The sequence below is a fragment of the Tenacibaculum larymnensis genome (genome assembly GCF_028829235.1).
Lineage (GTDB): Bacteria > Bacteroidota > Bacteroidia > Flavobacteriales > Flavobacteriaceae > Polaribacter > Polaribacter larymnensis.
In genome coordinates, this window is sequence record NZ_JAIWJY010000005.1 from 20,966 (window position 1) to 38,820 (window position 17,855).

Consider the following 17,855-nt stretch of genomic DNA (forward strand, 5'->3'; position numbering starts at 1 on the left):
TTTCACTATTTTACAATCTATTATCAATTATACTTTGTACAACTTCAGGGTTTAGAAGTGTAGAAACATCTCCTAAATTATCTAATTCGTTGTGTGCAATTTTTCTAAGAATACGACGCATAATCTTTCCTGAACGTGTTTTAGGCAATCCTTCTGTAAACTGAATTTTATCCAACTTCGCTATCGGACCAATATGTTCTGTAATAATTTGATTTATCTCTTTGTATAAATTGTCTTGGTTTCTTGTTTCTCCAGTTTCTTTTAAAATAACATAACCATATAAGGCATTTCCTTTTACATCATGAGGAAAACCTACAATAGCACTTTCAGCTACGGCTGGATGTTCATTTACTGCATCTTCAATAGGTGCGGTTCCTAAGTTATGACCTGAAACTATAATTACATCATCTACCCTACCTGTAATTCGGTAATATCCCACCTCATCACGAAGCGCTCCATCACCTGTAAAATACATATCATCGAATGCTGAGAAATACGTTTCTTTATAACGCTGATGGTTTCCCCATATAGTTCTTGCCATAGATGGCCAAGGATATTTTATGCACAATCTTCCGTCAACTTGATTTCCTTTTACTTCTTTTCCGTTTTCATCCATTAACGCTATTTGAATCCCTGGTAAAGGCAATGTTGCATAAGTTGGTTTTGTTGGAGTAATGTATGGTAATGGTGAAATCATGATTCCTCCTGTTTCAGTTTGCCACCAAGTATCTACAATTGGGCTTTTCTTTTTTCCCACATTATCGTTATACCAGTGCCACGCTTCTTCGTTAATAGGCTCTCCAACTGTTCCTAAAACTTTTATTGAGGATAAATCGTGACTATCTACAAAATCCAAATTTTCTTTTGCTAATGCTCTAATTGCTGTTGGCGCTGTATAAAATTGATTTATGTTGTGTTTTTCAACAATTTCCCAAAAACGACCAAAGTCTGGATAACTAGGAACGCCTTCAAACATTACAGTTGTTGCTCCGTTAGCCAAGGGACCGTATACAATGTAGCTGTGCCCCGTAATCCAGCCAATATCTGCTGTACACCAATACACATCATTTTCTTTATAATTGAAAACATTTTTAAACGTATATGCTGTGTATACCATATAACCAGCTGTAGTATGTAACATTCCTTTTGGACTTCCTGTTGAACCTGAAGTATATAAAATGAATAATGGATCTTCAGCATCCATAATCTCAGGAACACAGTCTTGATAAGCTTCTTCTAGCAGAGGTTCTAACCACTTATCACGTCCTTCTTTTAACTGAATATCTGAATTAATTCTTTTGGCTACTAATACATTTTCTATAGTAGGACAATTTTCTAATGCCTCATCAACAATACTTTTTAAATCAATTGTTTTAGCTCCTCTGTATGAACCATCTGAAGTAATTACCATTTTTGCTTCGCAATCATTTATTCTCGTAGCTAATGCTGTTGACGAAAATCCTGCAAAAACAACTGAATGCACTGCTCCAATTCGAGCACAAGCTAAAACTGAAATAGCCAATTCTGGAATCATTGGTAAGTAGATACAAACTCTATCTCCTTTTTTAATTCCATGGTCTTTTAACACATTAGCGAATTTACAAACACGCTTGTGTAATTCTTTATAAGATATATGTTCGGCTTCTTCATTTGGGTTGTTTGGTTCAAATAAAATGGCAGTTTTATCTCCTCTAATATGCAAATGACGGTCTATACAGTTTTCTGTAATATTTAGTTTTGCTCCTTCAAACCATTTAAACTCAGTTTTCTCAAAATCATAGTCTAAAACGGTATCCCATTTTTTTCTCCAAACAAAGTGTTCTTCTGCTATTTCTTCCCAAAATAACTCTGGATTTCTTACGGACTTTCTATATACTTGAAAATATTCTTCTAGGTTTTTTACGTGGTAATTACTCATTCTTATACTTCTTTTATTTTAGCTTAAGCTACTAAAATAAATCATTTTTAATTGTTTATCAACTTATTAGTTCTTCTTCTTAAAACACATACTAATCTTCATCTTCTTGTTGCAATAATCGTGAATGTACGATAAAGCGAACTCCTAAAGGAATCTCTAATGAAAAACTTGATCCTCTTCCTTCAGTTATATCAATCGTTAAGTGCGTATGCTTCCAATATTCATATTGATCTTTATTCATATAAAAAGGAACTTCATCTAACACACCTAACAGAATATCACTTTCATCTAAATACATTTCATCTTTAGGAAAAATCATTGGAGACGAACCATCACAACACCCTCCACTTTGATGAAAAATCAATGCTCCATGCTGTTTTTTTAGTTTTTCAACTATTTCTTTTGCCGCTTCTGTTATTGCTACTCTTTGCATATTCTTTTTTAAAATTATAAAATACTGGGCTGATGCCCAGTATTTACAAACAACTAAAAGAACCCTAACTTGTTTTTATCATACGATATCAACATGTTCTTAGTTTGACGATAGTGGTCCATCATCATTAAGTGGGTTTCTCTACCAAATCCTGATTTTTTATATCCTCCAAATGGCGCATGTGCTGGGTATGAGTGGTAACAGTTCACCCAAACTCTACCTGCTTTAATAGCTCTTGGAATTTGATATAACTGATGTGCATCACGCGTCCAAACTCCTGCTCCTAATCCATACATCGTATCATTTGCTATTTCTAATGCTTCAGCTTCATCTTTGAATTTTGTTACACATACTACTGGACCAAAAATTTCTTCTTGGAATACACGCATTTTGTTATGTCCTTCTAGAATAGTTGGTTTAATATAGAATCCATTCGCTAACTCTCCTTCTAATTTATTAGCTTCTCCCCCACATAACACTTTCGCTCCTTCTTCTTTTCCTATATTAATATAGGCTTGTATTTTTTCATATTGATCGTTTGATGCTTGCGCACCTACCATCGTATTTACATCGTATGGACTATCTTGAACAATAGCTTTTGTTCTTGCTACTACTCGCTCCATAAACTTATCATAAATATCCTCTTGTACTAAGATACGCGAAGGGCAGGTACATACTTCTCCTTGATTAAAAGCAAACAACACTGCACCTTCAACTGCTTTGTCTAAAAATGCATCGTCTTCATCCATTACGCTATTAAAGAAGATATTTGGAGACTTACCTCCTAACTCCATCGTTACTGGATTTAAGTTTTTAGAGGCATATTGCATAATTAACTGTCCTGTAGTAGTTTCTCCTGTAAATGCTACTTTATCTATTCTAGGGCTTGATGCTAATGGTTTACCAGCTTCTGGTCCAAAACCATGTATCACATTAATAACTCCTGGAGGAAAAACACCTGCTATTTTTTCCATTAAAAGTGTTGCTGATGATGGAGTTTGTTCAGCTGGTTTTAATATTACACAGTTACCTGTCGCTAGTGCTGGAGGTAACTTCCATGACAACATTAAAAGAGGAAAATTCCAAGGAATAATTTGTCCAACAACCCCTAAAGGCTCTTTAATGTTCATTGATAAGGTATTTTGGTCAAGCTCGGTAGCACTACCCTCTTCTGCTCTAATTGCTGCAGCAAAATAACGCCAATGATCTGCCGCTAGAGGAACATCTGCATTTAATGTTTCTCGTATTGGTTTTCCATTATCACACGTTTCTACTAATGCAAACTCTTCTAAATTTGCCTCAATAATATCTGCTACTTTATTTAATAAAGATGCTCGTTCTGCTGCTGAAGTGTTTCCCCAGCTTTCTTTGGCTGCATTTGCTGCGTCTAATGCTAATTCAACATCTTCTTTTTGTGATCTTGGATATTTTGCTATAATGCTATTATCAATTGGAGATGTATTTTCAAAATATTCTCCTCCTAATGGAGACACAAACTTTCCATTGATAAAATTTGCATAAGTGTCTTTAAATTTTGGTTTCGTGTAACTCATAAAACTTTGTATTTTTGTTTTTTACTTAAATCAACTATCGAAATATCACTTCCTTAATCAACATGTGTTAAAAATGAATATTTCGTAATTTTTGTAAAATTAAAATATCATATAGTCAATATATTGAACGTATTTATTAAATTGTAACACATATCTATTATCTTAAAAAATACATAGATAGAATTTTGTACTATTGATTATGAACCATTTATTAAGTCGACATAAAGAAAGTAGAAAACTCACTACTTTAATTGAGAACAGAACTACGTATAATGCTGAATATGCTGAGTTGAATATTTTTGAGACTCATAAAAGTGCAGAGCAGATATCTTTAACTTTTGATTTTCCTGTTATTGCAAGTATGCTTACCGGAAAAAAAGTAATGCATTTAGAAGGTATGGAACCTTTTGATTTCTTTCCTGGTGAATCTGTAGTAATGCCGACTAACAAAGAAATGATTATCGATTTTCCTTTAGCTGAAAAGAATAATCCTACTCAGTGTTTGGCTTTAGGCATTGATTCTAATAAGATTGATGAGATAGTAGAAAAGTTTAATCATAACGTAGCTATTGAACGTGAAAACAATAATTGGAAGCTAAATGAAACTTCTTCTCACCTAGTACACAATACAGATATTAATCATTTAGTAGGACGTTTGGTACACACTTTTACTGACCAAAATAAGTCTAAAGACATTCTTCTTGATTTAATGATTCAAGAACTTATTGTGAGATTATTACAAACTAAGGCTAAAGCTTTTATCTTAAATGATCCTTCTGGCACGCTTACAGATACACGTATAGGAATGGTTATTAAGTTTATAAAAAACAATCTTACTAATAAAGATATTACTGTTGAATTATTAGCTAAGAAAGCTTGTATGAGTACATCTCATTTTCATAAAAAGTTTAAAAACACCTTAGGAATTTCTCCTATTGACTATATAAACTCTGAAAAGATTAAATTTTCTAAGAAACTTATAAAACAATCTAAAAACCTACGAATCTCTGAAATAGCCTACAAATCTGGTTTTAACAATATTAGCTATTTCAACAGACAATTTAAAAAAATGGAAATGATTACTCCTCAGCAGTTTAAAAAGTCTTTTCTAAAAGAGTAAATCATCAGCTTTTTTCAAAAAACTTTTATAGTTACATTTGTTTAATATGATGATATCTCTTTTTTTAGATGTTTTAAGTACTAATTGGTACATAATTTTACTTTTCTTTATCGTAGCTGTTCTATACTCCTCTGTCGGATTTGGTGGAGGTTCTAGTTACTTAGCTGTCTTAGCACTTACTGGGTTACTTTTTACACAAATTAGAGCTACAGCTATACTATGTAATGTAATGGTTGTTACGGGTAATGTTTTACTGTATATGCAACAAAAACAATATAACTGGAAAAAGGTTATTCCGCTTACTTTATTTAGCATTCCTATGGCTTTTTTAGGTGGCTATTTAAGAATAAGTCAAACTTTTTTCTTTATTCTCTTAGGTTTCACACTACTCTTTGCTGCTATTACCATGTGGATTTCTAACAAAGTAGTTACCAATAACAGTAAGACTAAAGATTTAAACTTGTCAAAAAATGCTGGTTATGGCGGAATCATTGGCTTTATTTCTGGGATGGTTGGTATTGGTGGTGGTATCTTCTTAGCTCCATTGCTTCATTTAACCAATTGGGACACTCCAAAGAAAATAGCAGCTACAGCAAGCTTTTTTATTTTGGTAAACTCTATATCTGGGTTGATAGGTCAGTATACAAATCCTGAGTTTTCTATTAATTGGACACTAACTTCTAGTTTATTAATTACCGTTTTTATTGGTGGGCAAATTGGTAGTAGAATGAGTAATCAATTCTTTACTCCTACACAACTAAAAAAGGCAACCGCTATTTTGATTGCCTTTGTAAGTGTTCGTATTTTAATTAAGTATTTATTCTAATTTCGCTTTTTTGCCCCTTTTTATTGCCTTTAGCCTTGGTTAGCTGTAAACATACCTTTTTCTTTTTTTATTCTGTTTTGAAAGATTGCTATTTTCTTTCCTTTTTTTTCTAAAAACTTATACGTGTAAAATCCATCTTCAAAAGAAAATTCATTAGATGAAGTTGGATAAATCTTAAATTTACTTGAACTTCCTTCTCTCTGACTATATAATTGACCATTTTCCATCGTGATAATACGAATTCCTCCATCTTCAAACTTATAAGCACCTACCCACTTTTGCGACTCTTCTTTTGATAAAGAAACGGCATTATTACCTGAAGAAAAAGGTTTATTAATAGCCAAAGCTGCTATTTTTATAGTCAAAGCTGTTGGTGATTTACAACCACAATTAGAAAATACAATTACATACACATCTTCACTAGGTACATATACTCCCATAGATTTATATCCAGGAATTGAGCCACCGTGTTCCAAAGTTGGCACTCCATTTATTTCGTTTAGACTCCAACCATATCCATAGTTTATTTTCTTACCATTATTCAGTGTGTAATTGGTAAACGCTTTATCAATTGTTTCTTTTTTTACTAATGTATTATTACGAATGGCTGTTTGCCACTTTAACATATCATCTACATTAGACATGATTGAACCTGCTGCATAAGGTAATGTCATACTTATATATTGAGCATTTGAATATTCTCCATTTCTCTTTCGATAACCTGCTGCTCTGTTTTTAATTAATTTTGTATGGCTTCCGTAATAAGAAGAATTCATATTTAGCTTCTTAAAAATTTGTTCTTCAACAAATTTCGGATAACTCATTCCACTTACTTTTTCAACAATATATCCTAAAATAAAATATCCAGAATTATTGTATTTATACTTTTCTCCGGGTTCAAAATCCATTGGCTCATTCTTAAAGAAATCAATAAATTTTAAAGGTTCTACATCTTTAGTTGTCACCTCTCCAAACTTTTGCATTGATGTATAACTTTTAATTCCCGATGTATGTGTTAATAAGTGATGAACAGTAATTTGTTTTCCATTCGTTGGATAATCAGGTATAAACTTAGTTATATCATCTTCTAAACTTAGCTTACCTTCTTCTAACAACATTAATATTGAAACTGATGTAAATTGTTTTGTTATTGAACCTACTTCAAAAACATTTTCTGCTACCATATCCACATCAAGCTCTAAATTAGCTTTTCCAAAAGCTTTTCTATAAATAACATTTCCTTTTTTAGCAACCAAAGCTACTGCTCCGGTTTCATTATTTTTGAATTGCGTTTGTAAAATTTCATCAACCTTTGATGTCAAATTTTGAGCAGACACTAAATTTGTTAATAAAAAGCAAAAAGAGAAGAGTAATATTTGTTTTAGTTGAATTCGGTTTTTCATTTGATTTGTTTTCATGATTATTACACTTAGGACGACATAAGAGAAAATAGGTTACATCATTTTTTACTAAAAACAAAAAAAGCAACGTAAATACGTTGCTCTTTCATCCCCAAAACATAGATAACTATTTCTTAGCCTAACCAAGCATTCATCATCCACAATGTTTTTTCTTGTTCTGCTATAAAGTCACTCATCATTGAGTTTGTACCCTCATCTTCAGCTTTATCAGACAAATCAAGAATTGTACGTTCTATTTTTAATAATTCTGATAGTGAGTCAATAATTAACTTTACCGCTTCAACATCATTTGATATATTTTTTCCTACTGGTACTCTTGATACACTAGTGTAATCTTCAAAAGTATGTAATGGCGTTCCTTGTAATGTTAAAATACGTTCTGCAATTAAGTCTACTTTTTCTTGTGCATCTGTATAAAATTCTTCAAACTTCATATGCAACTCAAAGAAGTTTTTCCCTTTAATATTCCAGTGTAACCCTCTTACATTTTGGTAATACACTTGAAAATTTGCTAGTAATGTATTTAACTCATTTACTAAGTTTTCGGTTTTTTGTTTATCTAATCCTAAAATTGTGGTTGACATATTGTTTTGATTTTAAGTTTTTTACTTTTTCTACTACAAATTTAGGGTAAGTTTTAACAGTTTTACTATAAAGGTAATCGATTGTTTTAATATCTTTATCGAAAATTATTATTGAAATGACTATAACACAATTAAAATATACACTAGCTGTTGCTGAATATAAAAACTTCACCATAGCGGCAGAACATTGCTTTGTTACACAACCAACGTTGAGTATGCAAATTCAGAAATTAGAAGAAGAATTAGATGCTAAGATTTTTAACCGCTCTAAAAAACCCATTGAGTTAACTGAAGTTGGTAAGCGTATTGTAGAGCAAGCCAAAGTTATTGTTGATGAAAGTAATCGTATTATAGATATTGTACACCAACAAAAAGGTTATGTTGGTGGTGAGTTCAGACTAGGTATTATCCCTACAATTATGCCTACGTTGCTTCCTATGTTTTTAAAAACTTTTAGTAAGAACTATCCAAAAGTTCAATTAGTTATTGAAGAGTTAACTACAGAGGAAATTGTTAGAAAATTAATGGATGGTTATATCGACGCTGCTATTGCTGCAACTCCATTAGAAAATGAAGCTATAAAAGAGCGCGTTCTATATTATGAACCTTTTGTTGGTTTGGTTCCTAGCGAACATCGTTTGTTTAAACAAAAGAAATTAAAAGTTGATGATTTAGAGGTTGATGACATTTTATTGTTAGAAGACGGACATTGTTTTAAAGACAGTGTAATTAATCTTTGCAGAACAAATAAAAGAAGTTCAACACATCACTTTCAATTAGAAAGTGGAAGTTTTGACACACTGATAAAGTTATCTAAAGACGGTTTAGGAATGACATTACTTCCTTACTTAAATACTTTGGACTTAAATGAGCGAGACAAAACTCATTTAAGAGAATTTGAAACACCTTCTCCTGCACGTGAGGTTAGCTTAATTTATCATAAATCTCAATTGAAAATGCAATTGATAGAAGCTTTAAAAACTACAATTGATAGTGTTATTAGAGGTGCTATTGCTTTTAGTGATGTAGAAATTATAAGTCCACTTCAGAAAAAATAAACTTCATTAAGCTAACATTTTAAAATAACTGACCTAGCTATGGGATGGAAAACATCATGCGTAATTATTAACTCTAACAAAGAAGTAGAGAAAGAAAAACTCTTAAATAGTATCGGTTTTCATAATCTAAAAAAAATAGTTCCTAAAACGTTTGAAGAGGTTATGTTACCTCCAGATAATACCGTTTATATTACAAAATACAAAGGTAATTGGATAATATGTGAACAAGAGTTGCCCATAAAATCATTTGAAGAAAACACTTCCAATGAGGAAAATACATTATCTGATTTTTTCCCTGATACTGAAATATGTTCTATTGCTCTTCAAAGCACTGTTAATTTTTGGGGGTATTCTGTTACTAAAAATAATCAAAAATTAAGAGTTAAAGGAGGAACATCAGAACTAGGTACCTTTATTGATTTCGGTGAACCTCTTAAAGAGGAAGAAAAACTATTATCTAAGTCAAAAATAGATGAAAATGGGAATAGACTTTATAATTTCGATGATTTTACTGAAGGAGAATTTACTGAAGACCAAGTAGGTGAAAATTTTGTATTTGAGTTATGTACAAGGTATTTTGGAAAGCAATTGGATTCAGATGATGAGTTATTATTTGATACTAACTTCGAAGGATATAGTTTTTCAAAAACACCTACTAACATAAGAAAAGTTTCTTCTCCTCTTGATAACTTAAATAAAAACACTCAACTAAGTACAAAATTTCTAAAGTATCTATTATTTATAGTTGCAATAATCATTATACGCCTAATTCTAAAAAACACATAAAAAATCCCGCTAATAGCGGGATTTTTTATTTTTTATCGTTAAGCGATTTAAAAACTATATTCTGATAATGGCTTTGGAAAATCTTCTGGATTTGCTGCTAAATGATAACGAGGATCATCTACCGCCTCTTCAATAACATCTGCAAAAATCGGGCTTGCTTTATAAAGCAATACTTTACAATCTTCACTTAAATGTTTTAAGGTTACCTTTTTCCCTGCCTTTTGATATTTTTCTACTAATATAAAAATAGCTTCAATAGCTGAGTGATCAGAAATACGTGATTCTACAAAATCAATCTCCACATTATCTGGGTCATTCTTAATATCAAACTTTTCGTTAAAAGCAGTAATACTTCCGAAGAATAAAGGACCCCAAATTTCGTAAACCTTAGTTCCATCTTGTTTAAAACGTTTTCTCGCTCTAATTTTTTTAGCATTTTCCCAAGCAAAAACTAATGCTGAAATAATTACTCCAACAAATACAGCAATTGCTAAATCAAAAATCACGGTTACCGCAGATACTATAATTAACACAATCGCATCTGATTTTGGTATCTTGTTCATAATTCTAAAGCTCGACCATGCAAATGTGTCAATTACCATCATAAACATTACTCCTACTAAAGCTGCAATAGGTACTTGTTCTATATATTTATCTGCAAAAAGGATAAAAATTAATAAAGTAACCGCCATCATAACTCCTGATAAACGACCTCTACCACCTGCGTTAATGTTAATTACTGTTTGACCAATCATACCACAACCACCAGTTCCTCCAAACAAACCACTTAACATATTTCCAGCTCCTTGTGCTACACATTCTTTATTACCATCACCTCTTGAATCTGTTAACTCATCTACTAAATTCATCGTCATCAACGTTTCAATCAATCCAACTGAAGCAGCTAAAAAGGCATACGGTGCTATAAACTTTAAAGTATCTAAGTTAAATGGTAAATTACTCCAAAGTTCTGCTAAATTCATTTTTTTAGAAATTTCATCAAAACCATTTAAACCTGCTCCTCCACCATCTCTAATAAAATCTCCAACATTGATAGACTCTAATCCTCCAAAAATAGACACAAACGTAACAATTAAAATAGCTGTTAACGCTGCTGGTACTTTTGTTGTTAATTTAGGAAGCAACCATATAATTAGCATTGTTAACAATACTAACCCAATCATAGTATATAGTTTTGTTCCTTGTAAAGTAGACTTTACCACTCCACTATCTTTTACTGAATAGAATCCGTCATTTTCTATATTAAAAACAACCTTTTTTGTTTTAGCATCAAAAACTTGTGTATCTGATTTTACAAAAACTTCTTGATTTGTTTGATTGTTAATTACTGAATTTCCTTTGATTGAAAATAATGCTGCATTTGATACTAGGTCTTGTACTTCATTATCTGCTATTTTATAAACTAGTTCTTTCGATTCGGTTTTACGCATGTTTTGCCCGAAAATATCTTTCTTATTTTCTTTAAACATTCCTAGTTGTGCAATAAAAATAACTACAGCTAAACCGTTTACAAATCCCATCATTACTGGATGTGGAATTAGTCTAACTAATTTTCCAAGTTTAAATACTCCTGCTAATACTTGAATTAACCCCATTAAAACTACAGCTGCTAGTAAATAGAAGTACCCCATATTTTCTACAGGTGTATCAAACAACAATCCTTTTGCGTGCCCTTCTTGTATCATGTTTACAAAAATTACAGCCACAGCTCCTGCTGCTCCTGAAATTAAACCTGGTCTTCCTCCAAAAATTGCTGAAACAATTCCCACAACGAAAGCTCCAAACAGTGCTACAATAGGACTAATTTGAGCCACAAAAGCAAAAGCTACCACTTCTGGTATCATCGCTAACGATACTGTAATACCTGCTAAAGAATCGTCTTTTATGTTAATCTTCTTACTTTTAATGTATTTCATCATAATTTCTAAGAGTCTTTTGTAAAAGTGCGCAAATGTAAAGATAATTTTATAGACCTAGTTTTACGTTTCATTAAGTTTAATTTTGTCAGCGTAAATTTTTGCCTTAATTTTGAACGTTGAACTATCAAACCAATTTGGTAGCAACAAATGAGCAGAAAAACACTACTTACTTCGAAAGAAATTGAAATCATTCTGCATCGATTAGCGTGCCAGTTAATCGAGAATCACAACGATTTTTCTAACACCGTTTTAATAGGATTACAACCTAGAGGTTCTTATTTAGCAAATCGATTGGCTAAGTTATTAAGAGAGGAATATCATATTAAAGACTTAAAATTAGGTTTGTTAGATATTACTTTTTATCGTGATGATTTTCGCAGAAGAGAAGAACCATTAGAAGCCACTTCCACACAAATTGACTTTTTAATTGAAGGAAAACAGGTGGTTATTATTGATGATGTATTATTTTCAGGAAGAAGCGTTAGAAGTGCTTTAACAGCACTACAATCCTACGGAAGACCTGATAATATTGAGTTATTAGTATTAATTGATCGTCGTTTTAGCCGTCATTTACCAATTCAACCTAATTACAGAGGAAGACAAGTAGATGCCATCAATGAAGAAAAAGTAGTTGTTAACTGGCAAGAAACTCATAAAGAAGATACAATTTACCTTGAACCCAAGCCCTCAAAGCTTGATTAGTTATGATTAAAAAAACAAACTAAAATGAAGCAGTTAAGTGTTGAACATTTATTAGGAATCAAATACCTTAACAAAAATGACCTTGAGCTTATTTTTGAAACTGCTGCTCATTTTAAAGAAGTCATTAACCGACCTATAAAAAAGGTTCCTTCATTACGTGATATTACAATTGCTAATTTATTTTTTGAAAATAGCACACGTACAAAACTTTCTTTTGAATTAGCTGAAAAGCGTTTATCTGCAGATGTTATTAATTTTTCTGCAGGACAATCTTCAGTAAAAAAAGGAGAAACTTTAATTGATACTGTAAACAACATTTTATCAATGAAAGTTGATATTGTTGTAATGCGTCATTCAAATGTAGGAGCAGGAATTTTCTTATCGAACCATGTGGATGCTAAAATTATTAATGCTGGTGATGGTACACACGAACATCCTACACAAGCATTATTAGATAGTTTTTCTATGAGAGAAGCTTTAAACAGCGACTTAAAAGGAAAGAAAATTGTAATTGTTGGTGATGTCTTACATTCGCGTGTAGCTTTATCAAACATATTCGCTTTACAACTACAAGGCGCTAAGGTAAAAGTTTGTGGACCAAGTACTTTAATTCCTAGATACATTTCTAGTTTAGGTGTTGAAGTAGAAACAAACCTTAAAAAAGCTTTAGAGTGGTGTGATGTTGCTAATGTATTACGTGTACAACATGAACGTATGGATATTAAATATTTTCCATCAACTAGAGAATACACACAACTTTTTGGTATTAACAAAGAAATATTAGACAATCTTGGTAAAAAAATTGTCATTATGCACCCTGGACCTATTAATAGAGGTGTAGAACTAACAAGTAATGTTGCCGACAGTGATCAATCAATTATTCTAAATCAAGTAGAAAATGGAGTTGCTGTTCGTATGGCAGTTATTTATTTGTTAGCACAACAAATAAAAAGATAGTCATGAACATAGTAGATAAAACTGATTACACTTTAATTACTTCTGATGAGAAAACATTTTCTAGTTTCTTAGAAAACTTTGATAATGAATATGTAAACCTTACAGGAAAAAACCTGATTATTGTAATTTCAGAAGAATTTAATGCCCCTAACAAAAATATTTTGCTATTTTTGAGATACGCGGAACAACATCAGAACAATGGCACATCTTTTGTAGTTGTGTCTAAAGATGTTACTATTGATGATTTTCCTGATACCTTTAACATTGTTCCTACATTAGTAGAGGCAGAAGATGTTATAGAAATGGAAAACATTCAACGTGATTTAGGTTTTTAACCTTATATTTTTAAATAATTATCCATCCCCTAAATGATAATTTATGGTAAAAAAAATACTATTTATAACTTTTTTCTTAGCTATTTCCGTTGGTTTTTCTCAAGAAAAATCAATTGAGAAGTTAGTAGCATCCCCTAACCCTTTTACGAATAATACTACTATTTATTTTAATGCAAAACACGATCAAACAGTTATCTTAACTGTTAGAAATGTATTAGGTAAAACTGTTTATAATAAAGAGCTTAAAGTGGTTAAGGGACGTAACTCTTTTCCATTTCAACGCAACGACTTAAAGTCTGGAATGTACATTTATGCAATACAAAGTAATAAAGAGATAATTTCAAAACGCTTTGTAATTAAATAAATGAGTTTACACTTAACTGTTTTAGGTTGTCATTCTGCTACACCAAGAGCTAATGCCTACCCAACCTCTCAATACTTAGAAATTAACAATCGTCATTTTTTAATTGATTGCGGTGAGGGCACACAACGTCAAATGAGAAAGTATAAAGTTGGTTTTTCAAAAATCAACCATATTTTCATTTCTCATTTACATGGTGATCACTTTTTTGGTTTGGTTGGACTTATTGCCACTTTTGGCATTCTAAACAGAGAGAAAGAACTGCATATTTACGGACCAAAAGGCATTAAAGAAGTTACTACACTTCAGTTAAAGGTTTCTAAATCATGGACTAAATATCCTATTATTTTTCACGAATTAGAATCTAAAGAAAGTGAACTTATTTTTGAAGATGATAAGGTTTCTGTTAGAACTATCCCTTTAAATCATAGAGTGTATACTAATGGTTTTTTATTTACCGAAAAACCAAAACTTAGAAAATTACATATTGAAAATATTCAGCAATACAATGAAATAGAGACTTGTGATTTTCATAATATTAAAGCTGGTAAAGACTTTATACTCTCTACAGGAGAAGTGATTCCTAATAAAGAATTAACTATTGATCCGCCTAAGCCTTTAAGTTTTGCCTTTTGTAGTGATACTGCCTATAAGCCAGATATTATTCCTATAATTAAAGAGGTAGACTTATTATATCATGAAGCTACATTTTTAAAAGATAGAGAAGATTTGTGCGATAAAACAAAACACTCTACTGCAGAACAAGCTGCTTCTATTGCCAACCAAGCAAATGTAAATAAGTTAATTATTGGACATTATTCTAGCAGATATAAAAACATTAATGATTTTAAAACTGAAGCTCAAACAGTTTTCAAAAACACTGAATTAGCAGAGGCAGGAAAAAGATATAGCACTAATTCTTTTCCTGTTGAAGTTCTAAATTAATACTGCTTTGTTGATAGGAGTACTAAAGTACAGGCTATTTCGCTCTCAATCCCATTTTCTTTTAACAACTCTATAAACTCAATATTTTCAGTTCCTGGATTAAAAATTACTCTGCGAGGTTGTAGATTAATTATATACTCATAATACAATTTCTGACGCTCTGGATTTAAGTATAATGTTACAGTATCAATATTTTTAAAAAAAATATTTTCTGTTTCAATGACTACATCTCCAACATTTCCTTTTTGTAACCCAATTGCTACAGTTTCTATATCATTGTCTCTTAACTTTTTAATAGCAATATTAGAGTATCTAGAAGGCTTTAAAGAGGCTCCTAGTACCAAAGTACGTTTTTTCATTTTCTGTTAATAATACGTTAAACTCTCTTAAACTGAGTAACAAAGTTAGACAATTAAGAGTCTATTAAGCACCAAAACAATTCAAAAACAACAAAAATGAAAAACATATTACTAATACTTTTAGCTGTATTTACTACAAGTATTTATGCACAAATGCCTAAAAGTAGCCTACCTAAACCAGGAGTTATTACTGGTAAAGTAGTCGATCAAACGACCAAACAACCTCTTCCCTATGTTAATATAATAATCAAAGATGCTGCCAAAAAAATTATTACTGGTGGAATTACTGATGATAACGGATTATTTTCCATAAAAAATATACCTGAAGGAAATAGTATTGTTGAGGTTCAGTTTATAGGATATAAAACTTTTTCAAAGCCAGTTTCTGTAAGCCGTAAATCAAGTAAAGTTAATTTAGGTACTATTCCTCTTAAAGAAGACAGTACTACTTTAGATGAAGTAGAAATTCGTGCAGAAACCTCTTCAGTTACTCAAAAAGTAGACAGAAAAGTAATTAACGTTGGTAAAGATTTAACCTCAGCAGGTGCTACTGCTTCTGAGTTATTAAATAATGTACAATCTGTAAGTGTTGATAGCCAATCTGGAAACATTAGCTTACGTGGTAATGAGAACGTACGTGTATTAGTTGACGGAAAACCTACAAACATTCCTGCTTCTGAATTATTAAAACAAATCCCTTCTTCATCTATTAAAAGTGTTGAGTTAATTACGAATCCTTCTGCTAAATACAACCCTGAAGGAATGAGTGGTATTATTAATATCATTCTTAATAAAAATGCCAACATGGGATTCAATGGCTCTATAAATACTGGAATTGAAGCTGGTCATTATGTTCGTTACAATGCTTCTACAAACATGAACTATAAAACAGGTAAAGTAAACTTTTTTGGTAACTATGGATTTAGAGGAGGTGATAATTATAATTATGGATACATTAATAGACCTGGTGAAAACTATCAAGACTTTGTTTTTCAGAATGATGATGAGTCACACTTATTTAAAATTGGAGCAGACATCTATTTAGATGATAAAAACACCCTTTCGCTTTATACAACCCAAAACTGGTTTAATGTTTTTGCTAAAGGACGCGCTATAATTACAGATAATAATGGTGATTTAATAGAGTACTCTCCTAACACCCAAAACAATGAAAGTCATAATCAAGCTTACAATGTAAATTATAAACACGATTTTGCTAAAGAAGGTCACTCTATTGAGTTTGAAGCTAACTATTCTATAAACGATGCGCCAAACTATTTAAATAACTATTTCTTAGAAGGTACTCAGCCTGATTACTTCAATGATATTAATAATGATAGAAAAAGTACATTATTAAATTTAGATTATACAAATCCTATCTCTAAAAACGGCAAACTTGAATTAGGTTTAGAGTATCGAGTAAACAGTACAGACAACATTAATCTTACAAACCAACAAATTGTATTAGAAGATATTAATGGTAATAAAACATTTAGAGATGTAGGAGACTCATATTTTAGCTATGACAGAGATATCTATTCAGCTTATGTAAACTATGGCCATCAGTTTGGTAAACTATCTATGCAATTAGGAGCTCGTCTTGAGCAATATGAAATTGAAGGTAACTTTACAGGACTAGACGTAAATGGTGATGTGAAAAACGATAAAGTTACTGATGACATTTTCAGTGTATATCCTTCAGCTTTTTTCACTTATAATCCTAATGAAGCAGATCAATTTCAATTAAGCTATAGCAAAAGAGTAGACAGACCAAGTATACAACAAGTTAACCCTATTAGAGAGTGGAGTACTCCTTTAATCACATCAGTTGGTAACCCCGAGCTTGTTCCTCAATTTACAAACTCTGTTGAATTCAACTATACTAGAAAAGTAAAAGGAGGATCTATAACATTAGGTAGTTTTTACAGAAATATTACTGATGTAATCAATAGAGCTACTTACATGGATTCTTTAGATGAAACCAACACTAAACAAATATTAACTTTTGCTAATTTCGATGACACAGATGCTTATGGTGTAGAATTCTCTGTAAACTATAAAATAGCTAAATGGTGGAGAGCTAACGCTAGTATGGACTACTATTCTCAAAAACAATTTGGAACTACAGATTTAAGTGACCCTAATGCTCCTACTACCGAAGTTAAAACAGATATTTTTAACGCACGTATAAGTAATAGTTTTACAGTATCTAAAAAGTTACGTTTACAATTATTTGCAATGTACAGAGGTCCAAGAGAAGACATTCAATGGAACGTAGACCCTATGAAAATGGTTAACATCGGTGCTAACTATAGTATTCTTAAAGGGAAAGGAAATATTAACCTTAGAGTAAATGATATCTTTAACGATATGAGATTTAAATTTAACTCTGAAAGACCTTTTGTTCAAAATGGACGTTTTAAATGGGAAAGTAGAACTGCTTATATTGGATTTAACTACAGGTTTGGTGGAGGAAAAAACAAAGCCCGCTCTCGTAAACAACGTGATAACAATGAAAGACAAGGAGGCGGAGGTTTCCTATAAAATTAATTTTTAA

At 31.5% G+C, this 17,855-nt stretch carries 17 protein-coding genes; 10 read left to right on the forward strand and 7 right to left on the reverse strand.

Annotated features, from left to right (window positions below; all coding sequences use genetic code 11):
* Positions 1-10 precede the first annotated feature (10 nt).
* The 3 genes from acs to LCI24_RS08865 all read right to left on the reverse strand — a co-directional run bounded on the left by acs (position 11) and on the right by LCI24_RS08865 (position 3,904).
* The gene (gene acs / locus LCI24_RS08855; protein ID WP_274640057.1) at positions 11-1,918 is read right to left on the reverse strand and encodes an acetate--CoA ligase; all 1,908 of its coding nucleotides are present in this window, start codon (positions 1,916-1,918) and stop codon (positions 11-13) included.
* Between the two features lie 91 nt (positions 1,919-2,009).
* Positions 2,010-2,351, reverse strand: a complete 342-nt coding sequence (locus tag LCI24_RS08860; RefSeq protein WP_121147497.1) for a DUF779 domain-containing protein — start codon at positions 2,349-2,351, stop codon at positions 2,010-2,012.
* A 53-nt stretch (positions 2,352-2,404) separates the two neighbouring features.
* Entirely contained in the window at positions 2,405-3,904 is a 1,500-nt protein-coding gene (locus LCI24_RS08865) for an aldehyde dehydrogenase family protein (RefSeq protein ID WP_274640058.1), read from the reverse strand.
* A 199-nt stretch (positions 3,905-4,103) separates the two neighbouring features.
* Here LCI24_RS08865 and LCI24_RS08870 point away from each other — a divergent pair, with 199 nt between their 5' ends.
* A complete protein-coding gene (locus tag LCI24_RS08870; protein ID WP_121147499.1) occupies positions 4,104-5,024 on the forward strand; it encodes an AraC family transcriptional regulator in 921 nt (306 codons plus the stop codon).
* A 46-nt stretch (positions 5,025-5,070) separates the two neighbouring features.
* Positions 5,071-5,850 carry a sulfite exporter TauE/SafE family protein gene (locus LCI24_RS08875; RefSeq protein WP_274640059.1) on the forward strand — a complete coding sequence of 260 codons (780 nt, stop codon included), beginning with the start codon at positions 5,071-5,073 and terminating at the stop codon, positions 5,848-5,850.
* 29 nt (positions 5,851-5,879) lie between these two features.
* On the opposite strand, the gene LCI24_RS08880 is transcribed toward LCI24_RS08875, so the two are convergent.
* Together LCI24_RS08880 and LCI24_RS08885 are read right to left on the reverse strand one after the other, a co-directional pair.
* Positions 5,880-7,268: a serine hydrolase domain-containing protein gene (locus LCI24_RS08880; RefSeq protein ID WP_274640060.1), complete on the reverse strand. Its 1,389-nt coding sequence runs from the start codon at positions 7,266-7,268 to the stop codon at positions 5,880-5,882.
* Between the two features lie 116 nt (positions 7,269-7,384).
* The gene (locus LCI24_RS08885) at positions 7,385-7,855 is read right to left on the reverse strand and encodes a Dps family protein (RefSeq protein WP_274640061.1); all 471 of its coding nucleotides are present in this window, start codon (positions 7,853-7,855) and stop codon (positions 7,385-7,387) included.
* A 116-nt stretch (positions 7,856-7,971) separates the two neighbouring features.
* On the opposite strand from LCI24_RS08885, the gene LCI24_RS08890 reads away from it, so the two are divergent.
* On the forward strand, positions 7,972-8,913 hold the full coding sequence (locus LCI24_RS08890; protein WP_099213734.1) for a hydrogen peroxide-inducible genes activator: 942 nt from the start codon (positions 7,972-7,974) through the stop codon (positions 8,911-8,913).
* A 39-nt stretch (positions 8,914-8,952) separates the two neighbouring features.
* Entirely contained in the window at positions 8,953-9,699 is a 747-nt protein-coding gene (locus LCI24_RS08895) for a DUF6928 family protein (protein ID WP_274640062.1), read from the forward strand.
* Positions 9,700-9,746: 47 nt separating this feature from the next.
* Here LCI24_RS08895 and LCI24_RS08900 read toward each other — a convergent pair whose 3' ends face one another.
* Complete coding sequence (locus LCI24_RS08900) at positions 9,747-11,639, reverse strand: SulP family inorganic anion transporter (RefSeq protein WP_274640063.1); 1,893 nt, start codon at positions 11,637-11,639, stop codon at positions 9,747-9,749.
* A gap of 147 nt (positions 11,640-11,786) precedes the next feature.
* Between LCI24_RS08900 and pyrR the strand changes: the two genes are divergently transcribed.
* Genes pyrR through LCI24_RS08925 form a run of 5 tightly spaced genes read left to right on the forward strand, consistent with a single transcriptional unit; the run spans position 11,787 to position 14,939 of the window.
* Positions 11,787-12,341, forward strand: a complete 555-nt coding sequence (pyrR, locus tag LCI24_RS08905) for a bifunctional pyr operon transcriptional regulator/uracil phosphoribosyltransferase PyrR (RefSeq protein ID WP_099213736.1) — start codon at positions 11,787-11,789, stop codon at positions 12,339-12,341.
* Between the two features lie 24 nt (positions 12,342-12,365).
* Positions 12,366-13,298 (forward strand): aspartate carbamoyltransferase catalytic subunit, encoded by a 933-nt coding sequence (locus LCI24_RS08910; protein WP_274640064.1) that lies wholly within the window; start codon positions 12,366-12,368, stop codon positions 13,296-13,298.
* A gap of 2 nt (positions 13,299-13,300) precedes the next feature.
* Positions 13,301-13,633, forward strand: a complete 333-nt coding sequence (locus tag LCI24_RS08915; protein WP_099213738.1) for a hypothetical protein — start codon at positions 13,301-13,303, stop codon at positions 13,631-13,633.
* A gap of 43 nt (positions 13,634-13,676) precedes the next feature.
* Positions 13,677-13,997: a T9SS type A sorting domain-containing protein gene (locus tag LCI24_RS08920; protein WP_121147502.1), complete on the forward strand. Its 321-nt coding sequence runs from the start codon at positions 13,677-13,679 to the stop codon at positions 13,995-13,997.
* Complete coding sequence (locus LCI24_RS08925; RefSeq protein WP_274640065.1) at positions 13,998-14,939, forward strand: ribonuclease Z; 942 nt, start codon at positions 13,998-14,000, stop codon at positions 14,937-14,939. It abuts the gene before it with no gap.
* On the opposite strand, the gene LCI24_RS08930 is transcribed toward LCI24_RS08925, so the two are convergent.
* Positions 14,936-15,298 carry a CoA-binding protein gene (locus LCI24_RS08930; protein ID WP_274640066.1) on the reverse strand — a complete coding sequence of 121 codons (363 nt, stop codon included), beginning with the start codon at positions 15,296-15,298 and terminating at the stop codon, positions 14,936-14,938. The genes LCI24_RS08925 and LCI24_RS08930 overlap by 4 nt on opposite strands.
* Positions 15,299-15,394: 96 nt before the next feature.
* Here LCI24_RS08930 and LCI24_RS08935 point away from each other — a divergent pair, with 96 nt between their 5' ends.
* Positions 15,395-17,842, forward strand: a complete 2,448-nt coding sequence (locus LCI24_RS08935; RefSeq protein ID WP_274640067.1) for a TonB-dependent receptor domain-containing protein — start codon at positions 15,395-15,397, stop codon at positions 17,840-17,842.
* Positions 17,843-17,855: the final 13 nt, after the last annotated feature.